This window comes from Paenibacillus nanchangensis (assembly GCF_046543445.1).
GTDB classification, from domain to species: domain Bacteria; phylum Bacillota; class Bacilli; order Paenibacillales; family Paenibacillaceae; genus Paenibacillus_AQ; species Paenibacillus_AQ nanchangensis.
On sequence record NZ_JBHOFD010000003.1, the window covers coordinates 196,962 to 219,654 of the forward strand.

A 22,693-nucleotide genomic window follows, 5' to 3' on the forward strand; every position below is an offset into this window, starting at 1 on the left:
GAAGCCGGAAACACGGGAATTGCATCTACTATTCTATCCCAAAAGAAAGTGGTGAATCCATTGAAAGCTAGATCTGTTAGCAGAAGACCTGTCGTCCGTTCAAAAGCCGTTGTCCGCACCAAAGCGGCCGTCCGCACTAAAGCAGCTGTCCGCACCAAAGCCGCCGCCCGTCCGGCTGCCGTCCGCACCAAAGCGGCCGCGCGCCCGAAAGCGGTCATCCGTCCGAAAGCCGCTCCGGTAAGACGGCGCAGAATTCGCCAGACTCTGGACCGCTTTATCGTCCTGGCCACCAACCTGAATAATGTGGCGCATGAAACGACCGGCTGGACAGCACAGCTGACTCGGACAAACGTCAACGTAACGGCAAACTTCGATGAGTTCGGCGTTGTACGCTTCCCGACAATTGCCACACTGACTACTGTCACTTATCTCCTCCGTATCCGGAACGCAAACGGCGACCTTCTGCTTCAGCGCAGCATTCCGGCCGATTTGGAGTTTTACGTCGCAAGATTCAATATCTGATTGGGTGGAAAGCCGGCGAACATCGCTCCGGGCCTTTAGGTTCGGGGCTTTTTGCTGCGGGGACGGGAATCCATCCTATAGATTATGTTATAGTGTACATAGATTTGGCGGATGCGCGTACGTCCGTTTGTCCGACATGAACCTGGTAGAGATTGGAGCAGAAGCATGACTTACAGAAGCCTTGAAGAATGTGTGCTTGACCTGGAGCAGCACGGCCACCTCGTCCGTATCCGGGAGGAAGTCGACCCGAAGCTGGAAATGGCGGCCATTCATCTGAAAGTATTTGAAGCCAAAGGACCGGCGCTGCTATTTGAAAAAGTGAAGGGCTCCCGTTTCCCGGCGGTGTCAAATCTGTTCGGCACGCTGGAACGGAGCAAGTTTATTTTTCGCCGTACCTGGAACTCCACACAAAATGTAATTGCGCTGCGCAACGATCCGATGCAGGCGCTGAAGCACCCGTTTCGCCATGTCGGCACGGGTTTCTCGGCCCGCAAGGCGCTGCCTGTGCGCAAACCCGGCGGCCTGCCGGCAGGTTTCCGGGAAATCTCCATCTCGGATTTGCCGCTGATCCAGCATTGGCCCGAGGACGGCGGGGCGTTTATTACGCTGCCCCAGGTCTATTCGGAGGACCCGGAGAAACCCGGCATTATGAACTCGAATCTCGGCATGTACCGTGTGCAGCTGACCGGGAACGAATACGAGCTGAACAAGGAAGTTGGTCTGCACTATCAGATCCACCGGGGTATCGGCATCCATCAGCATAAAGCAAACAAGCGGGGAGAGCCTCTAAAGGTCAGCATTTTCGTCGGCGGACCGCCAGCGCACAACCTGTCCGCAGTGATGCCGCTGCCGGAAGGAATGAGCGAAATGACCTTTGCCGGTCTGCTGAGCGGGCGGCATTTCCGGTACAGCTATGTGGACGGATGGTGCATCAGCAATGACGCGGATTTTGTCATTACGGGTGAAATTTACGCCGGCGAGACGAAGCCGGAAGGTCCGTTTGGCGATCACTTAGGGTACTATAGCCTCGTCCATCCGTTCCCGGTTATGCGGGTCCACAAGGTATACGCGCGAGAAAAAGCAATCTGGCCGTTCACGGTGGTGGGGCGGCCGCCGCAGGAAGACACGGCGTTTGGAGAGTTGATCCATGAGCTGACAGGCGGGGCGGTTCAGCAGGAAATTCCGGGCGTCAAAGAAGTGCATGCGGTTGACGCCGCGGGTGTGCATCCTCTGCTTCTGGCTATCGGGAGCGAACGGTATACGCCGTATCAGGAGACGAGACGGCCGGCTGAGCTGCTGACGATCGCGAACCGGATTCTCGGTACGGGCCAGCTCAGCTTGGCCAAATACCTGATTATCGCTGCGGAGGAGAAACGGCCGGTCAGCACGCATCCGGTTGATGCATTTTTTGCTTATGTACTGGAACGGATTAATCTGCGGAGAGACATTCACTTCCAAACGAATACAACCATTGATACGCTGGATTACTCGGGTACGGGACTGAACACCGGCAGTAAAGTCGTGTTGGCGGCGGTGGGTGAGCCTGTGCGCGAATTGTGCCGGGAAGTGCCGCAGGTGCTGATTGATTTATGCGGAGAGGAAAATACAAGACTGGTTATGCCGGGAATTGTGGCCATTCAGGGACCGGCGTTTGCGGATTATATGCAGGCGGAACATGAGATTGAGGAGCTTGGCTGCCGGATTGCCGATGAAGGGCCTTTGGATTCGTGTCCTTTGATCGTCCTGTGTGATGACGCGGCGTTTATGGGCGCCCGTTTTGACAATTTCCTGTGGGCGGCTTTCACCCGCAGCAATCCGTCCCACGATCTGTACGGCGTAAACAGCCGAATTGAATTCAAGCATTGGGGCTGTGACAACCTGATCCTTGACGCGCGGACGAAACCCCACCAAGCGCCGCCGCTGGTGCCGGACCCGGAAGTGGAACGGCGGATCGGACGGCTGTTCGCCGAAGGCGGCAGCTTAAGCGGGATTCACACGGACGCCCGGCGGGGGGGACGATGAGAATCGGACCGGTGACCCAGGAGCAGGCATGGGCGATCCGGCATGAAGTGATGTGGCCGGACCGGGCGCCCGAATACGTGCGGCTGGATAACGACGGCGAAGGGGAGCATTACGGAGTTTTTGTGGACAACCCTGATGGAGGCGGCGAAACGCTGGTGTCCGTTGTTTCCTTGTTTAGGGAGGAGACCGGCGCACAGTTCCGGAAGTTCGCGACGCTTGTATCCTGCCAGGGCCAAGGTTATGGCAGCCGGCTGCTGTCCTATGTGCTGAATCGAGCCGCGGAAGCCGGAGCCCGGCGGGTATTCTGCAACGCCCGCAGTGAAAAAGCCGGTTTTTACCGGAAATTCGGCCTCGAACCTACCGGCGAAGCTTTTACCAAAGGCGGCAAGGAATATGTCATTATGGAACGCCGGATTGGCGTGGGCGGAGGTCCTAAGCCCGGCTCGGCATGAACCTGGTAGAGTGAAACGATGGGTGGGAGTTAACGAAAGCTCTCAGCCCGGCCTGGCATGACCAAGGGGGAACGCCGGTTTGGCTCGGACGGACGCAGTTCTCAGCCCCCAGCCCAGTCTGGCTTGAAACCCGACATTTTGGAACGAAAGAGGACAATGAGATGACGACCAAGCTGTATTATGATTCTTCTTATACGACAGAGTGGCAGACGAGCGTAATTGAAGCCGTGGAGAAGCCGGAAGGCTGCTTCGTGCGGCTGGCGGCAACGGCTTTTTATCCGGAAGGCGGCGGTCAGCCTTATGATACGGGGGAGATTGGCGGCATAGCGGTGCTTGAAGTGCTCAAAGACGGCGAAGAGGTACTGCACAGGGTCGAGCGTCTGCCGGAAACGGAAGAGGTGCACTGCCGGATTGACTGGGAGCGCAGGTTTGACCACATGCAGCAGCACAGCGGGCAGCATCTGCTGTCGGCGGTATGCCTGGAGCGTTTTGGCGCAAAAACACTCAGTTTTCACCTTGGAGCCGATTATGCGACGATTGATGTGGAGCTTGCGGAGCTGGGAGCGGAGAGACTGCAGGAGCTGGAGCTGGAAGTCAACCGGCATATTTATGCGAACCATCCGATTACGGCGTATTTTGTGACGCCGGAGGAGCTTGCGTCGCTGCCGCTGGTCAAGGCGCCGAAGGTACAAGAACATATCCGGATTGTAGAGATCAAGGATGTGGAATACAATGCCTGCGGGGGAACCCATGCCGCCGCAACGGGCGAACTGGGGCTAATCAAGCTGCTGAAAGCCGAAAAAACAAAAGGAAATGTGCGGATTTATTTTATCTGCGGGGGCCGTGCTTTAAAAGAGTTCAGCCGCAGCCAGCAGCTGCTCGCTTCGCTCGCTGTGCGGTTCAACTCCTCTCCTGAAACGATCGGGAGCCGGATCGACAAGCTGGAGGCGGAGCGCAAGCAGGCCCTGGCCGAGCTGGAGGAACTGAAAGCCAAATACGATACGTACGTAATACGCGAGCTTGCGGGCAAACGCAGCGGGAATCTCATTGTCCACGAAGTCGCGGACCGGCCGTTTAAAGACGTTCAGCCGTTGGCTTCAAAACTGGCCGAAGAAAGCGGCGTACTCGTTCTGCTGGGGGCGTCTGCAGAAAACAAAGTAGTGCTGGCCGCGCCGCCCGGATGGAACCTGTCCTGCGGGACGTTCTTTAAGGAGCAGCTGGCGGCATTCGGCGGCAAAGGCGGGGGCGGATACCGGATGGCGCAGGCGGCTTTTGCCGGACCGGAAGCAGCCCGGGCGTTTCTCGAGCATGCCCGCGGCCTGCTGGAATCGCCGGAAGCGGATAAAGCGTAGCGGAAGCGGGACACAGGGGGAATAAGCGATCCCGTTGCGGGTAACGGTAACCGTTTCGGCCCAGAAAAAAATCAACTTCATGCAGGTCTGCCGGGAACATCCAGGCAGGCCTGTTTTGGTGTGCCAGCCAGCAGGGGGTAGGACCCGCCGTGCACCCGCCCGATCTCGAGAGATGGATCACCATACACCCGCCCGATCTCGAGAGACGGATCCCCCATCCTGCGGAGGAAAGTTAAGGTCACTACTAGCAGGCTCCGGACTCAAGGCCGCTTTTTTATATGGATTTAATTATGAACTGGCCTGATCGTGTCACGTATCACCAAGCTGGTTGGCAGCATAACTTTTTTGGTGCCGTATGACAAACCATCGGCAATTTCAATCAGCAGCTTGGCGCTTTCATAGCCGAGGGTGTCGAAATACTGCTTGACTGTGCTCAAAGCGACCTTGGCGAATTTGGAACTTTCGAAATCGTCAAAACCCATCAGCGATACTTGTTCGGGGATACGAATGCCGAGTGCCGTGAGTTGTTCAATGACCTCAAGGGCCCGTTTGTCGTTTGCGCAAAACAATGCGGTTAGCTCTCCGTTTTGGATCAGGCGCGCAAGTGCAGCGTAATCCAACTCCTTGTCCAGAAAGAGGAGCGGTTCGGGAACCGGTATGGCCGCATCCGACATGGCGTTGCAATAACCGTTATATCTGTCAACCTCCGGGCTCAGGTGATAATCATAAGCCGCAAATCCGATTCGCTCATGACCCTGTTTTATTAAGTATTCTACGGCTTCGTAAGCTCCGTCATGGTTGTTGCAGGTGACGACGTTGACCGGATAGCCGGAAGGGGAACGGTCGAGCATCACGAACGGAATTGCTTTTTTGCGAATTTCCCCAAGGTAACTTTTTGCTGCTTCAGGATCGGAGGAATAGATCAGGATTCCTCTAAGTTCCGTTTGAATCAGTCCCAACACGAGCTCCCGTTCCTGTTCAAAGTTATTTTCCACAAATTCGATGATCAGCTTGCAGCCCTGCTTGCCCAAAAAGGACTGGATGCCCCTCATAATCTGCAGATACGAACTATCGTACAGCTCGACGCCGGAGATAACGAAGGCTACCAGATTGGAGGTCTTGTCCGGGACAGCTGCTTGGCTGGCGACAAAACTGCCTTTGCCTCTGACACGATAGATCACGCCTTCGTTCACCAGCTCCGCTAGCGCTTTACGGACAGTAATGGAGCTGACGTCCAGCAGTTTGGAAAATTCCGATTCGCTGGGAATCCGTTCATCCTGCGTAAATTCCTGATTCTCGATTTGGGATAAGACGTAGTCTTTCACCATTTGATATTTTGGCAGAGCCAGGTCCTTCTTGCTCAAGTGGTTCACCTCGTATTAACATTTCCTCAATTATAACGCAGATTGCTTCAAAAAGTATACGTACTTGGAATGGAGTCCGGAAAGAACTAAAGTCGAGCAGGGGAGGGATTGACAGATTTTATGCAGAAAAAGGAGCGGAATGACAGTAAAAAATTGAATTCAGTTAAGGACTGTATTACTATGAGGTCAAATAAAGTATGTGTTTTGTTTAACTTATAATATTAACCTCGGTAAAAAACACCCTGCAAAACGGAAGGTTCTGATCCCTGCACCAAGTCACAGCGCCGCCAGACATAACAAAACGAGCTGCCCGGTAATCCGGCAGCCCGTACTTAAACAACAGCTACAAAGTTATAATGGCCCCTTCTTTCGCAAACGGATAGTCGATAACGATACGCGCCGCTTCGGTATCGCCGATGCCACTGTACAAATTGACCTTGCCGTCGGGACGCATTTCGATGCCGGCTGTAAAGGCACAGTCGGTCAGATGCGGTTTTTTGGCGGGACCGTCCGGATAACAAGGGCGGGTGCCGATGATGTTTAAATCCGAAAATTGATTGGTCTGCGGGTCTAACACAAAAGCCATGTTCATATAGGTCGAGGTCTCCCCTTGAGCGTAGCAGATATGGCCAACAACGCCGATTTTTCCGCTCTCAAGCAAATAAGCCTGGTTGCAGCCGCCCCACTCGTCTTTGCGGAACAGGCCGCGGATATAAGGAGCGTTCTCGATAACCTCCGCGGACAACGCGTCAAGACTGTCGATGACGGTGAATCCCACCAAGGATTCGCTCCCGAATTCCTTGCGCACTTGCTCGCCGCGGGGGCGCGAGAAAACCCCGATGCTGCCATTCTGGAGCTCGACAAGCCGGATGTCTTTCATATAATCCGGGCCGGTGGTGAAGTAAAATAGATCATGCAGATCGCTGCCTTTGTAGAAATAACCGTAGAACGTATCAAGCCTTCCCTGCTGGCAGCGAACATGCGTGCCTCCTAATACTAGCTGTTTGCCGATGATGCTAATATAAGGATCTTCCAGCTGATAAATCATCGTGTCCGGCACGGCTGTCCACTCATCCGGACCGCTTTGCTCGAACAGCCGAACCCAGGACCTCGCCCACTCCTGGCGTTTTTCCACACGTCCGTAAATGTAGCGTTTCCCGTTCCATTCAAACGGAAGGGAAGGATTGTAGACATCGAAGCCTTCGACTCCGTGGAATACAAGCTTGGCACTTTCGTAAATACGTTTACTCGCTTCGAATTGCTGACGCAGTTCAATGAGGTTCATTGGCGGCAATCTCCTTTCAGCTTCAATTACAGTTCTATCCTAATCGACAACTAAACCCAAATCTTGCTCTATTTTCAACTCCATTTATGGTGGTTTGACCTCGGAAAGTCAGAGATCATAGATAAATCAATATACAAACAAGGGGGAATATTTACGATGCTAAAGCTGCTTGCGGCGGATGGGATCGACACTGAAATTCAGGCTCATTACCGGCTGATCGCTTCGGTGCAGGATACAACCGGCGCGCATACGCACGACTTTTTTGAACTGTTTCTTATCCTGAAAGGAAGTGTGGTGCATGTCATAAACGGAAGCCGCCAGCTGTTGCAGGAAAATACGCTTGTATTTATACGGGACCGGGATGTGCATTCCTATGAGCAGACGACCGACAGCGATTGCCAGTTCATCAATTTGTCGTTTCACCGTAGAGTTCTGGAGGACCTGTTCGCTTTTCTGGGAGACGGCTTCCCAAGTCAAAAACTGCTGGAGCCGGCTATGCCTCCGTCGGTTGTGCTCTCCAAAACAGAAAAGGAATATGTGCGTTACCGGCTGGACCAGCTCAATCAGATCCCGCAGCAGCAGAAGCTGGTCATCAAAGCGGAGGTGAGGGCCGTCTTAACCGACCTGTTCTCCCGGTACATCAGAGCCGGGGGGACTCCGGCAGAAACAGCCGGGCAGCCGGCATGGTTGAAGTCTTTATGCATGGAAGCCGGAAAAAAGGAACATTTCACACGGGGCACGGCAGCTTTGGTTCAATTATCGGGAAAATCGCATGCCTACGTATGCAGAATGTTCAGAAAATATCTCGGGCTGTCTCCAACCGAGTATATTAACGAACTAAGAATGACCTATGCTGAAAATTTGCTCCAAAACACCGACATGGAAATCGTGGAGATCAGCATGGAGGTTGGGCTGGATAATGTCAGCTACTTTTACGATTTGTTCAAGCGGAAGCACAATCTGACGCCGAACCGGTACCGCGAGTTTGGAATGAGGCGTAAATAGTATACAAAAAGACAATAATTATTATTTAGTTATTATGTATTGACGCAATAAATAGTATGTGTTATTTTCTGCTTAGCATAATAAGTTGTGGTGATGCTCCGATATGCGGGGGCTGCGCTGGAGAGCGAAACCTGTGCCCGCCTCACATGAGCTGCCGACTGGAGGTGAAATTGAATGCGCTTACATATGAGAAAAACCTAATGCCCGGGCTCGTACAGCGGTTGAGCTTGAGATTAACCTTCTCCGGACACAGCACGTAAACAGCCAGGAGGTGTTTATTTGAAAACAACCCATAACAGGCTGGTGGCCAGAATCGTTAAGCACCGCTATCTCTATCTTATGGTGCTTCCCGGCTTCCTGACGCTGTTGGTGTTTCACTATTTTCCCATGTACGGAATATTGATCGCTTTTAAAGATTTTAATGCGTCCAAAGGGGTTTGGGGCAGCGAGTGGGTGGGACTTAAATACTTTGTTTCTTTTTTTAACGATCCCATGGCTTTCAGGGTTTTAAAAAATACACTGCTTCTGGGTTTGTATACTTTATTCTGGTCATTTCCGGCCCCGATTATATTGGCTCTGCTGTTTAACGAACTGAGGAATAAAGGCTTTAAGAAGTTTGTTCAGACGGTATCCTATTTCCCGCATTTTATTTCGGTTGTTATTGTTGCGGGAATGCTGAAGGAATTTACGGCAAGAGACGGTTTGTTTAACCACATCGCGGCTTTCTTCGGCAGCGATCCTGTCATGTTTCTGCTTGAACCGGGCTTTTTCCGGACCATTTTCATTTCTTCGGGCATCTGGCAGGGAGTTGGATTCGGTACAATTATCTACCTTGCCGCATTAAGCGGAATAGACCCTACCCTGTATGATGTTGCCGAGGTGGACGGCGCAGGCCGGTGGAAAAAGGTGGTGCATATCACTTGGCCGTCGCTTAAACCGACAACAATCATTTTGCTGATTTTTGCCGTAGGAGGAATTCTCGGGAACGACTTCCAGAAGATCATCTTGCTTTATTCGCCTGAGACTTATGAAGTAGCGGATGTCATCGGGTCTTATGTTTATCGGCAAGGTATACTGGGCGCCCAATACGAATACACGACGGCGATTGGATTATTTATGTCGGTTATTTCCTTTATTATTCTTTATCTGACCAATTGGATCAGCCGGAAAGTATCAGATACAAGTTTGTTTTAGGTGGTGAGGGGTTGAAAAAGGCTAACCTCGGTTCCAGAGTGTTTGATGTGATCAATGTGGTGATCATGCTGTTCATCCTGATTGTTGTGCTGTATCCGATTTTGCATATTATCGCAACATCGTTAAGCGGCGCACGTTATATCTCCGCCGGGAGCGTAACGGTATGGCCCAAAGGATTTAATTTGGAAGCGTATACAACTGTATTTCGCGATCCGTACATTTTTAAAGGATATTTGAACTCCATTATCTATGCCGCCGGCTCTACGGGCATTATGCTGCTGTTTACGGCACTGATGGCTTATCCGCTCACGATCCCGGGATTTGCCGGCAAAAAATTTATTACCCTCTTTCTCATGATCACCATGTTTTTTGGCGGCGGCTTGATCCCAACCTATCTGCTGATGCGCGGTCTAAATCTGTTGGATACGGTTTGGGTGATGATTCTTCCCGGCGCAATCAGCGCTTATAATGTGTTTTTGTTCCGTACCTTTTTTCTCAATATACCCGCTGAGCTGAAGGACTCCGCTTATATCGACGGGGCAAATGATCTGGTTGTTCTGTTCAGAATCATTCTGCCGCTGTCGAAGGCGCTTTTTGCCACCTTTGCTTTATTTGGTCTGGTTGGCAGCTGGAACAGCTGGTTTGAAGCTTTGATTTATCTTCGGGATCAGGAGAAATATCCATTACAGATGGTATTGCGAAACTACTTGTTTACCCTGGATACAACTGCCATTCAAGGAAGGGTGGGGGGCGGCGCGGTCGCTGTTAATGCCCCGGGGGAAACGCTGGATCCGAAGGCGGTACGAATGAGCGTCATTATTATTACCATGTTTCCGATTATGTGTATCTACCCGGTCTTCCAGAAGCATTTCACCAAAGGGATATTCGTCGGCTCCATCAAAGGTTAGGGTGCGTTAATCGTGCAGATGAGGGGGATTTGAATGAACAAACTGCTGAAACTGCTGGTCGTTGGGCTGGCTGTGCTGATGGTTTTTTCCGGCTGTTCCAAGCAATCAGAAAAACCGGTGACCGATGGGGAGAATCAGGAAGTGATGCGCTTTTCGGTAACGTTGCCCGCAAATGGCGTGGATAATCCGAACAGCCTGGTGGGCAAAGAATGGCACAAACGCATGGAAGCTTATATGGGCAAGAAGGTGGAGATTGAATATAACTATATTCCATCATCCGAATATGACGAGAAGGTCAAACTGATGATCGCAAGCGATGATCTGACGGACTTTTTTGTGACACCGTTATTTTATGATACAAGCGAAATGGCCGCGCAGGGCCAGCTGCTCGAATTAGCCCAATATAAAGATTTGATGCCTAGCTACATGAACTACATTAGCAAGGTGAAAAACGGGATCAAGCGGGTAACGAACTCCGACGGCGAGATGTACACCTTTAAAGAAACCTCCACCCCCCGGTTCCCCGAGGACCGCGGCATGCTTATACAAAATACGTCCGCTTACCGGTATGACGTGTTCAAAACCAATAACATCAAAATTCCGGAAACACTGGACGAGTTTTATGAGGCTGCCAAAAAGCTGAAACAGCTTTATCCCGACAAATATCCCGTCGCCACCAAGTGGAACAGCTTGAGATCCTTGTTTTCCGCGAACCATCTGCGGGACGAAATATTCTGGAACGGCGAGGAATACGTATACGGCGTTCTGGAAGAAGGGTATAAAGATGCGCTGCAATTTGCAAATAAGCTGTATTCGGAAAAGCTGCTGGATCCCGAATATACAATTGATACGGACGATACGTTAAAAAGAAAAGCGCTGAACGGCGACAACCTCATGTGGCTGACGCAGTGGTTTACAACTCCTGCCGAATACACAAGAACGGCCGGCGATGGGAAGATTTTTGCGGTTTCGCTGTATCCCGACAACCCGAAATACGGGACAGCTTGGCAGGAAGTCGTAAACGGCAATACCCCTGATCTTGGCTGGGGGGCGTACGCGCTAAGCTCAAAAGTGAAGCAGCCCGAAGAATTGATCAAATTCATCGATTACCAGTATTCGGAGGAAATGATCAGACTCATCACCTGGGGGATCGAAGGTACGACCTATACCGTTGGGGATGACGGTGTTCCGACCTTTGTCGACTCGCTTAAAAAGGCCAAAGATCCATGGCTGGAAGGCGATAAATACGGCATGCGCGCCAGCCGGAACCACAACCCCGGCCTGCAGATGGTAAGTGACGCAAGAGCGTTCGTGGATTTTGCCGCAACCGACTATACCGTATTTAATGGCAAATATGAAGAGGTGCCGATTGAGAAATCGGAGTTCCTGACAAGTCTGCCGATGCCGGACAACGATTACGTCCCTTCCTGGTTGAATGAGCCGTCCATTCAGCTAACAGGCGATGAAAGCCAGCGGGTCTCGGAAATTATGAACCCGATCAAGACATTTGTTACGGAAGAGCAGGCCAAATTCGTTGCGGGCAAAAACAGCTTTGAGGATTGGCAGGCCTTCATAAATAAAGTCAAAACAATGGAAGACATTGAGGAAGCGCTGAAAATCTATAATGATGCAGCGAAAAGAGCGGAACAAAGATAACCAAACCTTAGGATGTGAGAAGCCATGAGTGAAAAAAAAGAGATATTATTCCATACCGAAAAACTGCTGAATAAAAGAGATCAATTGATGTTAACAAAAATCGCTTCCATCGGCTTTACCGGTTTCACAACAAATGAACAGCTGTTCATTCATGAACTGGAGGGACAGCCGTTCCAGGCAATCGCCCCGGGGCAGCGGTGGGGAGAAAATTGGGGATACGGCTGGTTTCGCTCGACAGTTGTTGTGCCAAAGGAGGCTGAAGGCAAACGGCTTGCAGCTTTGCTTGATTTTGGCTCTGAAGCAACCGTCTACATTAACGGCAGGGTGAGCGGAGCAAAGGATCTTAACCATCACTACGTAACGTTAACCCGGTCGGCGGCAGCCGGTGAGCGGTTTGATATTGTCGCGGAAGCCTACGCAGGCCATACGAATGTCCAGCCGGTGTTTGGAGAGTCGCAGCTCTGCATTTTTGAGGAGGAAGTCTATCAGTTTTTTATTGATTTGGAATGCCTGTACGATCTTCGGAATCATCTGGATGCCAAATCCCTTCGCGTTGCGGAGATTGACCGTTGTTTAACCCAAGTGTTTGCACATATCGACTTGACCCTCCGTCAGGAATTATTGGAGCAAAACGTCAAGTATTGCCGCCAGTTAATGGAGCCGCTATTGGCCTGCATAAACGGTTCAACGGCGCCCACGCTGTACCTTATGGGACAATCCCATCTGGATGTTGCTTGGCTGTGGCCGATCGCGGAGACGAAACGGAAAATTGCACGGACCTTGTCCAATCAATTAGCGCTTATGGACGAATATCCCGAATATTGTTACACCCAAAGCCAGCCGTATTTGTTCCAGCTGGTCAAGACGCTTTATCCCGAGCTGTACCTGCGCATCAAACAGGCAGTGAAGCAAGGTCAAATCATCCCCGAAGGTTCGATGTGGGTAGAACCCGACACCAACCTTCCCGGCGGAGAAAGCCTGATCCGGCAGGTGATACACGGAAAACGGTTTTTTAGGGAAGAATTCGGCGTGGACAACGAAATGCTGTGGCTGCCTGACGTATTTGGCTATTCCGGGAACCTGCCGCAAATTATGAAGGGCTGCGGAATTAAATATTTTGGTTCCGTTAAGCTGTTTGGTACTTATGACAATGTAGCGGACCCGTTCCCGCATAACACATTCCTGTGGGAGGGGATTGACGGTTCGCAGGTCTTGTCGCATCTGCTTAACTACGGCGACTACTACCCCATCCGGATCAATCCGTCGTTCTTAATCCATCAGTGGAACGACCGCGTCCAGCTTGAAGGGATATCCACGCGGCTGACGCAGTTCGGGCATGGCGACGGAGGCGGCGGCGCTAACCGCGATGACCTTGAATTTATGCGCAGGCTCGGCAATTTGGAGGGCGTCCCCAAGACAAAACATGGCTCGCCGATTGCGTTTTTTGAGGATCAGATGGAAAAGGGCATTCCCGATGTCAAATATGTAGGGGAGCTTTATTATCCCGCTCACCGCGGAACGTATACGACCCAGGCGCTCATCAAAAAGCTGAACAGGAAAGCGGAAATCGGCTTCCGCGAAGCGGAGCTTTGGGGTGCTGCGGCGGAGCTGTTGCATAACCGTTCTTACCCTTACGCGGAGCTGGACAGCCTGTGGAAAATTTTGCTGCTGCACCAATTCCACGATATTTTGCCGGGTTCCTCGATCCACCGCGTTCATGAGGAGGCACAGCTTGCGCTGAAGGAACTGAGCAAAAACGTGTACGAGTTGGCTGCAGATATAAGGGAGGCGCTCACTGACGACGACGCTTCCCGCGTTACCGTCTTTAATTCGTTGTCCTGGCCAAGAAAAGAATTGGTTGCACTCCCTGCCGGTGTTCCTGGAATTGTAAACGCAAATGGATCGCTTGCTCCTGTACAACTGCACGAAGGGATTCGCTACGCCGAAATCGAGGCGCCTTCCTTAGGCTGGTCGACGTACATGGCAGAATATGAAGAGGCGGAGCTTCCCGCAGTCTGTGCAGTTCATGCAACGGAATTCCATATGGAGAACGAATGGATAGCACTTGAAATAAATGAACAGGGTGAGATTACGCGTATTTTTGACAAGGAGACCGGCACGGAATGGGCGGCTGGGCGCTGCAATGTGATGCGGATGTACCGGGATCAAAATTCGGATTTTGATGCTTGGGAGATCGACCGGCGTTACCGCCTGGCTCCCGTTGAGCTGCATTTAAACGCCAAGGTATCGGTTACCGCAAACGGCCCGCTGTTTGCGAATATTCGGGTTGAACGCGAGTTGAATCAATCGGCTATGGTGCAGGATATCCGGTTACGCGCCGGCAGCCGCCGGGTTGAATTCCACACGACGATTCAGTGGCGCGAAAAAAACAAGCTGCTGAAAGTCGATTTCCCGGTTCGCGTTCATACCAACGAGTCCATGCAGGAAATTCAGTTTGGTTACGTCAAAAGACCAAATCATGCTTCCCGACCGCATGATGCGGACCGCTACGAAGTAGTTCAGCATAAGTGGACGGCGCTTGCCGAAGCGAATCGCGGTTTCGCGCTGCTGAACGACTGTAAATACGGGATATCGGTCAACGATAACACGCTGAGTTTAACGCTGCTTCGCGCGCCTACGTGGCCGGATGAGACCTCCGATCAAGGGGAACACCATTTTACTTATGGATTCACGTTCTGGAACGGCGCATTTTTTGAAAGTCCGGTCATCCGGGAAGCCTATGAGCTGAATTATCCTGTCAGCCTTGTGTCTGGAGGGAGACTAGGGGTGCAATCGCTGCTTTCGGTCAGCCAGCCCAATGTGATCGCGGAGACGGTCAAGCTTGCCGAAGACGGATCGGGCGATTGGATCGTACGTCTATACGAGAGCAAGGGAGCTTCGATAACATGCGAGCTTTGCTTTGGGCTGTCTGTAAAAGCGGCATATGATGCCAATATGCTGGAGGAGAAAAATACGGAATTGCTTTGCGAAGAGGATAAGGTACTGCTGCAGTTCCGTCCGTTTGAAGTGAAGACAATCCGGCTCCAGGCAGTCCGCCGCCTCCATGGGACGGACATGCGGGCGGACATCTGACGTTAGCTGCATTATCCATTGCACAGCATAGCGCTGCCCATATGAGGGGAGGTGATATGCGGGAGATCCGCTGCGGTTTGCCGGAAGGGGTTCGGCAGTACAGCGTTTTCATTTTATCTAATCAACAATGGCCGGGAGGTAAATGAAATGAAAAGGAAACAGTGGTTCAGTGCGGGTACATGGATTTGCATCCTGCTGACGGTCATGATAACGCCGGGCGCCGCGCTGGCGTCGCAGCCGGACGAAAGCAGCGCCGGGCAGGCCGAGAGCAGCGAAAAGAAACCCGTCCGCAAGCCGTTTATGATCAAGGTTGTGGACGCGGAGACGGGCCGGGGCATCCCGCTCGTTGAACTGAAGACGACAAATAATGTGCTGTATTACACGGACAGCGCCGGTGTTGCGGCTTTTGACGAACCCGGCTTGATGGACCAGACGGTCTTCTTCCATTTGTCGAGCCACGGTTACGACTTCCCTGCCGATATGTTCGGCAACCGCGGCCAGGCCGTACAGATTACACACGGGGGCAGGACCACAATTGAAATGAACCGGGTCAACATGGCCGAGCGGCTGTACCGGACTACAGGCCAAGGCATTTACCGGGACAGCGTGCTGCTTGGTTTGGAGACGCCGATTCAGGAGCCGCTAATCAACGGCCTGGTTATGGGACAGGATTCCGTGCAGACGATTGTGTACAACAACAAGCTGTATTGGTTCTGGGGCGATACCGACCGGCCGGCTTATCCGTTGGGGAACTTCCGTGTGACCGGAGCGACTTCCCGGCTGCCGCAAAATGGCGGATTGGACCCGGAGGTTGGCGTGAATCTGGATTATTTTACACAAGAGGACGGTTTTGTTAAAAGCCTGGTACCGCAGCTGCCTGACGGCGCCGGAATTGCCTGGGTGTTCGGTTTAATGACCGCCAAGGACAACACGGGACGGGAGCGTCTGCTTGCCGGCTACAGCACGCATAATCCCGAACTCAGCGCCTTCGGCATCCTTGCCTTTAACAACAATACAAAGGAATTTGAACAGGTCGTTCAGTTTCCGTCCAAAGACGACTGGCGCCATCCGGGCGGCCAGGCGGCATATTATGAGGAGAATGGATCAGGCTACTGGCTGTTTACCGAACACCGGATGCCAAATTTGCGGGTCGCCGCCAGCTATAATGCCATCATTGATTATACCCAATACGAATCATTTACGTGTTTGACGCCGGGGACCTCATATAACGGGGCTCAAACATCACTCGAACGCGATGCGGACGGCAAGCTGGTATGGGGCTGGAAAAAGAACACCCCGCCATTGAAACAAAATCAAGAAAAGGAACTGGTCGATTTAGGCCTGATCCAAGCGGATGATCTGCGTTATTATCAATTAAAAGATGCCGACACGGGTGAAAATGTGGAAATCGCCTCAAGTGCTGTCGAATGGAACGAATACCGGCAGCGTTACGTGATGATCGGACAGCAGCTGGGGGGCAAAACCTCGGGGCTCGGTGAAATCTGGTATGCGGAGGCTTTAGCGCCGCAAGGCCCTTGGACAAATGCCAAAAAGATCGTAACGCATAACAATTACACCTTTTACAATGTAGCCCAGCACAAAAATTTCAGCATAGACGGCGGCCGGATTATCTATTTCGAGGGTACGTATACAAATACGTTCACCAATCATGTTCCGACACCGCGCTACAACTACAATCAAGTGATGTATAAGCTCGATCTCGCGAATCCGAAACTGGGGCTTGAACCGGTTCAAAGTACGGCATTTATCCCGAAGAGTTCCCGTTGAGTTCACGATACTGCTTTGGTGTAAGGTTCGTAGATTTCTTAAATACGGAGAAAAAATGCCCTTTAGATAAAAAGCCGCATTGATCCGCGATCTCCAGTACCGAAAGCTGGCTGGATACCAGTTTTTCTTTTACCCGTTCGATTCGTTCCTGGAGGATATATTCGGATAACGACATGTTCATGATCTCCTTGAATAACTGCCGGATATAACTCACGGAAAAGGAAAAGTTGTCGGCCACCTGCTCAATCGACAATTGCGCATCCTGCAGGTGGCTGTCCACATATTCTTTGATCTCCAGGACGATTTCTTCCTTGCGGCTGGAGGATTTGGGTGCTTCAGCTTCAGCTGCAAGCGTCGTGACGATTCCTTCCAGCCATGTCTGGAAATCAGACAGCGTGGAGTAGCGTTCCAGCAGTTGATGGATACTGCTAATCTCGTGCAGGACGCTGGATTTGTTGAAGTTTTTGAGCAAATCGTAAGTGAAATAGGTCAAGTTCAGCTTACAGTCCCGATAAGGAAGCTCCTGAATGTGCTTCATCTGCTGGCGCAGCAAAAGGAGCGCGGTCTCCGGGCGGCTACGGCGGATTGCCTTGATTATTTCGGTGGTCTCCAGCGCCTCGGAGGCGGAAGGATAACCTGCCATAAACTCTTCATAATCGTTTTCCAGGAAAATTTGCTGTTCCCCGTTAAGAAACCGCAGCAGCGTCAACTCGCTGATATGATGATATACGTTCCGGAAGTTGGCGCCGAAGTCGTAGGCGTTGCTAACCGCGACGGTTGCAGCTATACCCAGAATACGCGACACCTGCTCGTGTGCTTCTTCCAGAAGACGCTGCAATTGAGGTTCGTCCGGTTCATGTCCGCCGATGACCAAAATCAGATGATCCCCGCCCATATCTAGCCCTTCGGCCGCATAGGAGCCGGTGCCAATGACTTCTTCGCAGATGTTGCGGATGGCGTATTTGATCAATTTTCGGGATGGAAAGTCATATCGTTCGCAAAAGTCCGTATAGGCTTCGATCCGCAGAACCGCCAAAAACAACACGTTACAGGAAGTAAGCTTAGTCTGTGTCTGAATATATTTGTAGCTTTGGGTGCCCGGCGTTCCGTGCAGCATCCACTGGGCCAGAAATTCCGTCCGGACAAGCTCGGACTGGTCTCTCATGGAGGCATGCAGCTGCTCCACATTGTTCAGCAGCATGTCAATGCTGTCATTAATCCACTGGATGTCCGGTTTGGCATCAGGTGCCGCGTTGGCCAGGGCCAGCTTGTTCTTCAGCTTTTCCGATAAAAAGGTGATAGAACGCAAGGAACGGCGCGAACTCCAGAAAAACAACGTCGAAACGATGCCCAACAGCAGCAGTGTATACGCTATCAATTTTTGCTGGTATAAGGAAATGCGGGCAGTTAAAATATGATATTCGGTGGAATAGTACAATGTCCAATTCTCGACATTCAGCTTGGCGGTATGGACGAACCATCGCTGATGGGGGAGCCGGACCTGGAAACCGCTGCCCGGGTGTTCACGTCCTGCTGGGTAGAGCTGCTCGTCCAACGATGGATTTGACGTGCCCAACAGGGGGGTGCCCTGCTCGTCGAGTATTCGCAGATCCTGTTCCGAGGGGATCGTTTGGCCAAACAGCAGCTTTGACAGCAGCGGTTTATCAATCAACAGCACAAGATGAAAGTCGGACGGCTTCTCGGGGGTTGCCGGCAAAATAAGGGCCAGGGAGTCCAAACCATCCCGGGAATGATTAAAGAAACGCAAATATTGGCGGTGGAAGGATTGGACCCGGTCCAGCATGTTTTGGTCGGCAAAGGACTCAAACCGGACAATTCCGGTTTTGGAATCGACAACAAGACTCCGTTTCAAATTAATCAGATACGACTGCTGGATGAGCGGTTCGGTAGACATGAAGTTGGATTGGGCGACAAGAGCGGCATGGTTGATGAGCGGATCTTCGCTTGTACTGAAGAACCAGTTCTGGATATTCTGATCAGCGTACATGCTGAGCCCGTAGGCTCTTAAATTGCCGAAAATCATCTCCGCCTTTGAAGCCAGGTTGTTAACTTCGTTCTGCGAGTTGCTGCGCACCTCCAGCATGGTGTATTTCGCGAATTCCGCGGACAGGAAATAAACGAAAGGGATCATGGAACAAATCAGAACGGTGGTCAACAGGAGAAAGGTGCGAAAATAGGTTTTTTGCAAAACAGGTTTGATCTTCATATCATTCCGGCACCCCATGCTCATTTTGATACTCCTTACTCAATCATATCCTGACTCCCGTGAGAAGTCCTTATTTTAACAAAATACAATTTAGGATGATTTCGCGCAGCCCGAGGATAACCTGATCCTGAAGTTTAGTACTCCTCGTGACATAATGAGGACTATTCCGCCGGCAGCCTTCTGTTCAAAATAAATATTGTCAGGATACGGCCGCATCAGACAAACCAGACAGAAATGGAGGGATACCTAAATTGAGTGTGTTAAAGGATCTTGTAAAAAACCGGGGTTTGTATTCGATGGCGATACCGGGAATCGTATTTCTTGTGGTTTTTTCTTACATCCCCTTGTCGGGACATCTGCTTTCATTTAAGGAGTTTCAAATCAGCAAGGGCATATGGGGCAGTGATTGGGTGGGGCTGGACAATTTTCGCTTCTTTTTCTCCAATCGCGACTGGATTCAGGTAACGGTCAATACGATTTATTTGAATGGGCTGTTTATTATTTTTGAGATGGGTTTTGCGCTTCTTATTGCTCTTTTCTTAAATGAGATTCGTCTGAAGTGGTTTAAACGTACAATCCAGTCCGTCGTGTTCCTTCCTTATTTTATTTCCTGGGTTGTTGTAGGGTATATGGCATTTATTCTTTTTAATAATACGGATGGCCTGCTGAACCGAGTACTTAGCATGAGCGGACTCCTGGCTGTGGATTGGTACCAGACCCCATGGGTATGGCCGATTATCTTAACCTTAACCCGAATTTGGAAAAGCGCCGGTTATTACTCGATTATTCTGCTCGCCGCTATTGCCGGTTTCTCCGCAGACTATTATGAAAGCGCTCGCTTGGACGGAGCCACGCGGCTGCAGCAGATGAAATACATTACGCTGCCTTTGCTGAAGCCGCAAATCATTATCCTGGTCCTATTGGGCGTCGGACGGATTTTCTACGGGGATTTCGGGATGATTTACGGCATAATCGGGGACAACGGAATTTTGTTCCCGACGACGGATGTCATCGATACCTATTCCTATCGGGCTTTACGGCAGCTTGGCAATTTTAGCATGTCATCGGCTGTCGTGTTTTACCAGTCGGTTATGGGTTTAATCGCTGTAGTTTCGTTTAACGCGCTTGTCCGGAAAGTCGATAAGGACTCCAGATTATTTTAATTTTTACGCATCATTTGGGGAGGTGACTGTATATGAATCGTCCGGTTGCGATGATCCCGCCCGCACATGTCCGGCGGACAAACGGGACTTACGATAAAATAGCGATACTGCTGTTCGGGTTGTTTTTAATTGTTTTTGCGCTGATTTGTTTGTTTCCTTTTTGGCTGATGGTGATCAACTCGTTTGCCAGCACCCGGAGTTTAGCCGTAAACGGATACACGATTTGGCCTGATGAGTTTACTTTGGAGTCGTACCGCTTTCTCCTTCAAGGCAAACAAATGTTTACCAGTTATGGTGTCACCCTGGCGGTAACCGCAATCGGGACGGTTATCGGCCTTGTCGTTACTGCGTTGTTTGCTTACGTGCTGGCCCATCCAAAAAACCGGTACGGCGGCTTCCTTTCGTTTATGACCTATGTGCCGATGGTTTTTGGTTCGGGACTCGTCGGCTTTTATCTTCTGGTTGTCCAGTGGCTGCATCTAAAAGATACGCTGTGGGCGCTGGTGCTCCCCTATGTCATGAATCCGTTTTTTGCGTTTATTTTGGTCTCGTTTTACCGCTCGCTGCCTTATGAGTTAAACGAGTCGGCAAGCATAGACGGCGCCAGGGAATGGATGATTTTCTTCAAAATTATCCGGCCGATCTCTACGCCGGTTATAGCGACAATCAGCTTATTCTACGCGCTGCAATACTGGAACGATTGGTGGCTGTCGCTTCTGTTTATTGATAACAGCGATCTGTACCCGCTCCAGCTGCTGCTTCGGCAGCTTATGTCGCAAATGCAGCTAACTTCGCTTAATCAAGGGAACGTATTGACGCTGCCGCCGGCGGAAGGGGTGAAGCTGGCAACGGTCTGTCTGACGATTGGTCCGATTATCCTTGTGTATCCTATGGTGCAGAAATATTTTGTCAAAGGCCTGACTCTCGGCTCGGTAAAGGGTTGAGTGAGGGAAATGAAGTATCAATGAAGTGCCAATGAAGTGCCAATGAAGTGCCAAACCCATGGAAAAGGACTGGACCGGCCGCTTCTACATAAATGATGAATGGAAGGGAGTATAGATCACATGGCTAAATTGAAACGTGAATTTTGGGGGACAGCGCTGCTTGGTCTGACAATCGCTTTATCGGGGTGCTCTGGCGCCGGCGGAGAGGAAGCGAAGCCTAATGATTCCGGAGGGAATGGCGCATCTTCCCTTGAGCCAGTCACTTTGCAGATTGTAATTCCCGGGGCGAAAGGGGCGAACTACGATGCGGTATTGGCAGAAGTCAACAAGAGATTAAAAGAAGAGATCAATACGCAGGTCAAATTTACCTTCATCGACTTTGCCGACCTGAACCAGAAAACCAATGTTATGCTGGCTTCGGGAGAGACAGTGGATTTAATGTTTGATGCGCCATGGCTGCACCTGGACACGATGGCTTCCCAAGGCTATTACGAGGAATTAAGCGAACTTCTGGAAAAGTACGGTCCCCATGTGAAACAGACGAGGCCGCAGCAAATGTGGGACGCCAACAAGATTAATGGCAGCATCTATGGCGTTCCTTTGGGCAGCGCTTATACCCAGCAGCGGTCGGTCTTCATCCGGAAGGATTTGAGGGAGCAGATGAACCTGCCGCCCGTAAAAACGTATGAGGATTTGAAAGCTTATCTCTACGCCGTTCGCGACCATAATCCCGGTATTACGCCGCTCCTCGCAGGCGCGGATGACGTCACTTATAGCTGGGTCAACTGGCTGATCCGGGACGATACCAGCGTCAATATCCGTCCAACGAATTTTGCAGGTGCCAGTTTGATGCTGTATTACAAGGGCAATGACGGGACGGTATATAACTTCTTTGAAACCAAGGAGCCTAAAATCTGGTCCGGCATTCAGGACGTCCGCAAGCTGTTTACCGATAAAGTCATGTCGCAGGATGTGCTGACGAATAAAAGCAGCCCAGGGGAATTGCAGCTCCAAAACAAAGTAGCGGCCACGCCGCAAATGGCCTTCGGCATTCCTAAATCCTACAACGACCAGCTGAAGCAGGTTGTGCCGGACGGCGAGCTTGAAGCCGTTCGCCTGTTTGATCTGACGCCGGGGAAAAATCTTTCGAATTTCAAAATGGATAATTTCATTTGCATTGTGAAAACAAGCAAACATAAGGACCGCGCGATGATGTTCCTCGATTGGGCGAACCGGCAGGAGAATTATGATCTTCTGGAACACGGGATTGAAGGGGTGAACTGGAAGTCGGCCGGTGAACACCAATACGACACGCTGAACAACGATGGCGGCATCGTCTCGTTCCAGCTCATGCTTAACCCTATGCTGGAGCGGGAGTGGGTGGGCACCGACGAAGAAACCCGGCAGTATACCCAATTCATTACGCAAGCCGATAACTTCACGAAGGATGTTATGACAGGCTTTACCTTCGATCCGACACCCGTGAAAAATGAAGTAGCCCAGTTTGCGACCATCCAAGCCAAATATTACAGCGGATTATTTAACGGCGCACTGGATCCGGATGAATATTTCGCCAAGTTTAAAGCGGAAGGGGAAGCGGTGCTCAAAAAAATCCAGACTGAGCTGCAAAACCAGATTGATGCTTTTTTGGCAAAATAGCTTTCACTAAACTGATGTTCGACAAGAGTCCTTAGATATGGGGCGGGCTCAAGAGTCTA

Annotated in this window: 16 protein-coding genes; 13 read left to right on the plus strand and 3 right to left on the minus strand. The window is 51.1% G+C overall.

Annotated features, from left to right (window positions below; genetic code table 11):
• The first annotated feature begins 60 nt into the window (after window positions 1-60).
• The 4 genes from ACE6ED_RS03450 (at window position 61) to ACE6ED_RS03465 (ending at window position 4,348) form a co-directional block, all read left to right on the plus strand.
• Window positions 61-522 carry a hypothetical protein gene (locus ACE6ED_RS03450; RefSeq protein ID WP_410825560.1) on the plus strand — a complete coding sequence of 154 codons (462 nt, stop codon included), beginning with the start codon at window positions 61-63 and terminating at the stop codon, window positions 520-522.
• Between the two features lie 165 nt (window positions 523-687).
• Complete coding sequence (locus ACE6ED_RS03455; RefSeq protein WP_410825561.1) at window positions 688-2,544, plus strand: UbiD family decarboxylase; 1,857 nt, start codon at window positions 688-690, stop codon at window positions 2,542-2,544.
• Window positions 2,541-2,996 carry a GNAT family N-acetyltransferase gene (locus tag ACE6ED_RS03460; RefSeq protein ID WP_410825562.1) on the plus strand — a complete coding sequence of 152 codons (456 nt, stop codon included), beginning with the start codon at window positions 2,541-2,543 and terminating at the stop codon, window positions 2,994-2,996. Before ACE6ED_RS03455 ends, ACE6ED_RS03460 begins: the two co-directional genes overlap by 4 nt.
• A 161-nt stretch (window positions 2,997-3,157) precedes the next feature.
• A complete protein-coding gene (locus ACE6ED_RS03465) occupies window positions 3,158-4,348 on the plus strand; it encodes an alanyl-tRNA editing protein (protein ID WP_410825563.1) in 1,191 nt (396 codons plus the stop codon).
• Between the two features lie 284 nt (window positions 4,349-4,632).
• Here the strand turns inward: ACE6ED_RS03465 and ACE6ED_RS03470 are convergent, their stop codons facing one another.
• On the minus strand, window positions 4,633-5,712 hold the full coding sequence (locus ACE6ED_RS03470) for a substrate-binding domain-containing protein (protein WP_410825564.1): 1,080 nt from the start codon (window positions 5,710-5,712) through the stop codon (window positions 4,633-4,635).
• Between the two features lie 343 nt (window positions 5,713-6,055).
• Window positions 6,056-6,997 (minus strand): MTP-1 family protein, encoded by a 942-nt coding sequence (locus ACE6ED_RS03475; protein WP_410825565.1) that lies wholly within the window; start codon window positions 6,995-6,997, stop codon window positions 6,056-6,058.
• Window positions 6,998-7,153: 156 nt separating this feature from the next.
• Between ACE6ED_RS03475 and ACE6ED_RS03480 the strand changes: the two genes are divergently transcribed.
• The 6 genes from ACE6ED_RS03480 (at window position 7,154) to ACE6ED_RS03505 (ending at window position 16,641) form a co-directional block, all read left to right on the plus strand.
• Window positions 7,154-8,002 carry an AraC family transcriptional regulator gene (locus tag ACE6ED_RS03480; protein WP_410825566.1) on the plus strand — a complete coding sequence of 283 codons (849 nt, stop codon included), beginning with the start codon at window positions 7,154-7,156 and terminating at the stop codon, window positions 8,000-8,002.
• A 279-nt stretch (window positions 8,003-8,281) separates the two neighbouring features.
• Window positions 8,282-9,196 (plus strand): ABC transporter permease, encoded by a 915-nt coding sequence (locus tag ACE6ED_RS03485; protein ID WP_410825567.1) that lies wholly within the window; start codon window positions 8,282-8,284, stop codon window positions 9,194-9,196.
• A gap of 11 nt (window positions 9,197-9,207) precedes the next feature.
• Window positions 9,208-10,104 (plus strand): carbohydrate ABC transporter permease, encoded by an 897-nt coding sequence (locus ACE6ED_RS03490; protein WP_410825568.1) that lies wholly within the window; start codon window positions 9,208-9,210, stop codon window positions 10,102-10,104.
• Window positions 10,105-10,137: 33 nt separating this feature from the next.
• Window positions 10,138-11,760 carry an extracellular solute-binding protein gene (locus tag ACE6ED_RS03495; RefSeq protein WP_410825569.1) on the plus strand — a complete coding sequence of 541 codons (1,623 nt, stop codon included), beginning with the start codon at window positions 10,138-10,140 and terminating at the stop codon, window positions 11,758-11,760.
• Window positions 11,761-11,784: 24 nt separating this feature from the next.
• Window positions 11,785-14,853, plus strand: a complete 3,069-nt coding sequence (locus ACE6ED_RS03500) for an alpha-mannosidase (RefSeq protein ID WP_410825570.1) — start codon at window positions 11,785-11,787, stop codon at window positions 14,851-14,853.
• Window positions 14,854-15,000: 147 nt separating this feature from the next.
• Window positions 15,001-16,641: a hypothetical protein gene (locus tag ACE6ED_RS03505; protein WP_410825571.1), complete on the plus strand. Its 1,641-nt coding sequence runs from the start codon at window positions 15,001-15,003 to the stop codon at window positions 16,639-16,641.
• On the opposite strand, the gene ACE6ED_RS03510 is transcribed toward ACE6ED_RS03505, so the two are convergent.
• Window positions 16,619-18,868, minus strand: a complete 2,250-nt coding sequence (locus tag ACE6ED_RS03510) for an AraC family transcriptional regulator (protein WP_410825572.1) — start codon at window positions 18,866-18,868, stop codon at window positions 16,619-16,621. The genes ACE6ED_RS03505 and ACE6ED_RS03510 overlap by 23 nt on opposite strands.
• A 251-nt stretch (window positions 18,869-19,119) precedes the next feature.
• Between ACE6ED_RS03510 and ACE6ED_RS03515 the strand changes: the two genes are divergently transcribed.
• The 3 genes from ACE6ED_RS03515 (at window position 19,120) to ACE6ED_RS03525 (ending at window position 22,634) form a co-directional block, all read left to right on the plus strand.
• Complete coding sequence (locus ACE6ED_RS03515; protein WP_410825573.1) at window positions 19,120-20,031, plus strand: ABC transporter permease; 912 nt, start codon at window positions 19,120-19,122, stop codon at window positions 20,029-20,031.
• A gap of 32 nt (window positions 20,032-20,063) precedes the next feature.
• Window positions 20,064-20,975 carry a carbohydrate ABC transporter permease gene (locus tag ACE6ED_RS03520; protein WP_410825574.1) on the plus strand — a complete coding sequence of 304 codons (912 nt, stop codon included), beginning with the start codon at window positions 20,064-20,066 and terminating at the stop codon, window positions 20,973-20,975.
• 120 nt (window positions 20,976-21,095) lie between these two features.
• Window positions 21,096-22,634, plus strand: coding sequence for an extracellular solute-binding protein (locus ACE6ED_RS03525; RefSeq protein WP_410825575.1), 1,539 nt, complete (start codon window positions 21,096-21,098; stop codon window positions 22,632-22,634).
• The last annotated feature ends 59 nt before the right edge of the window (window positions 22,635-22,693 follow it).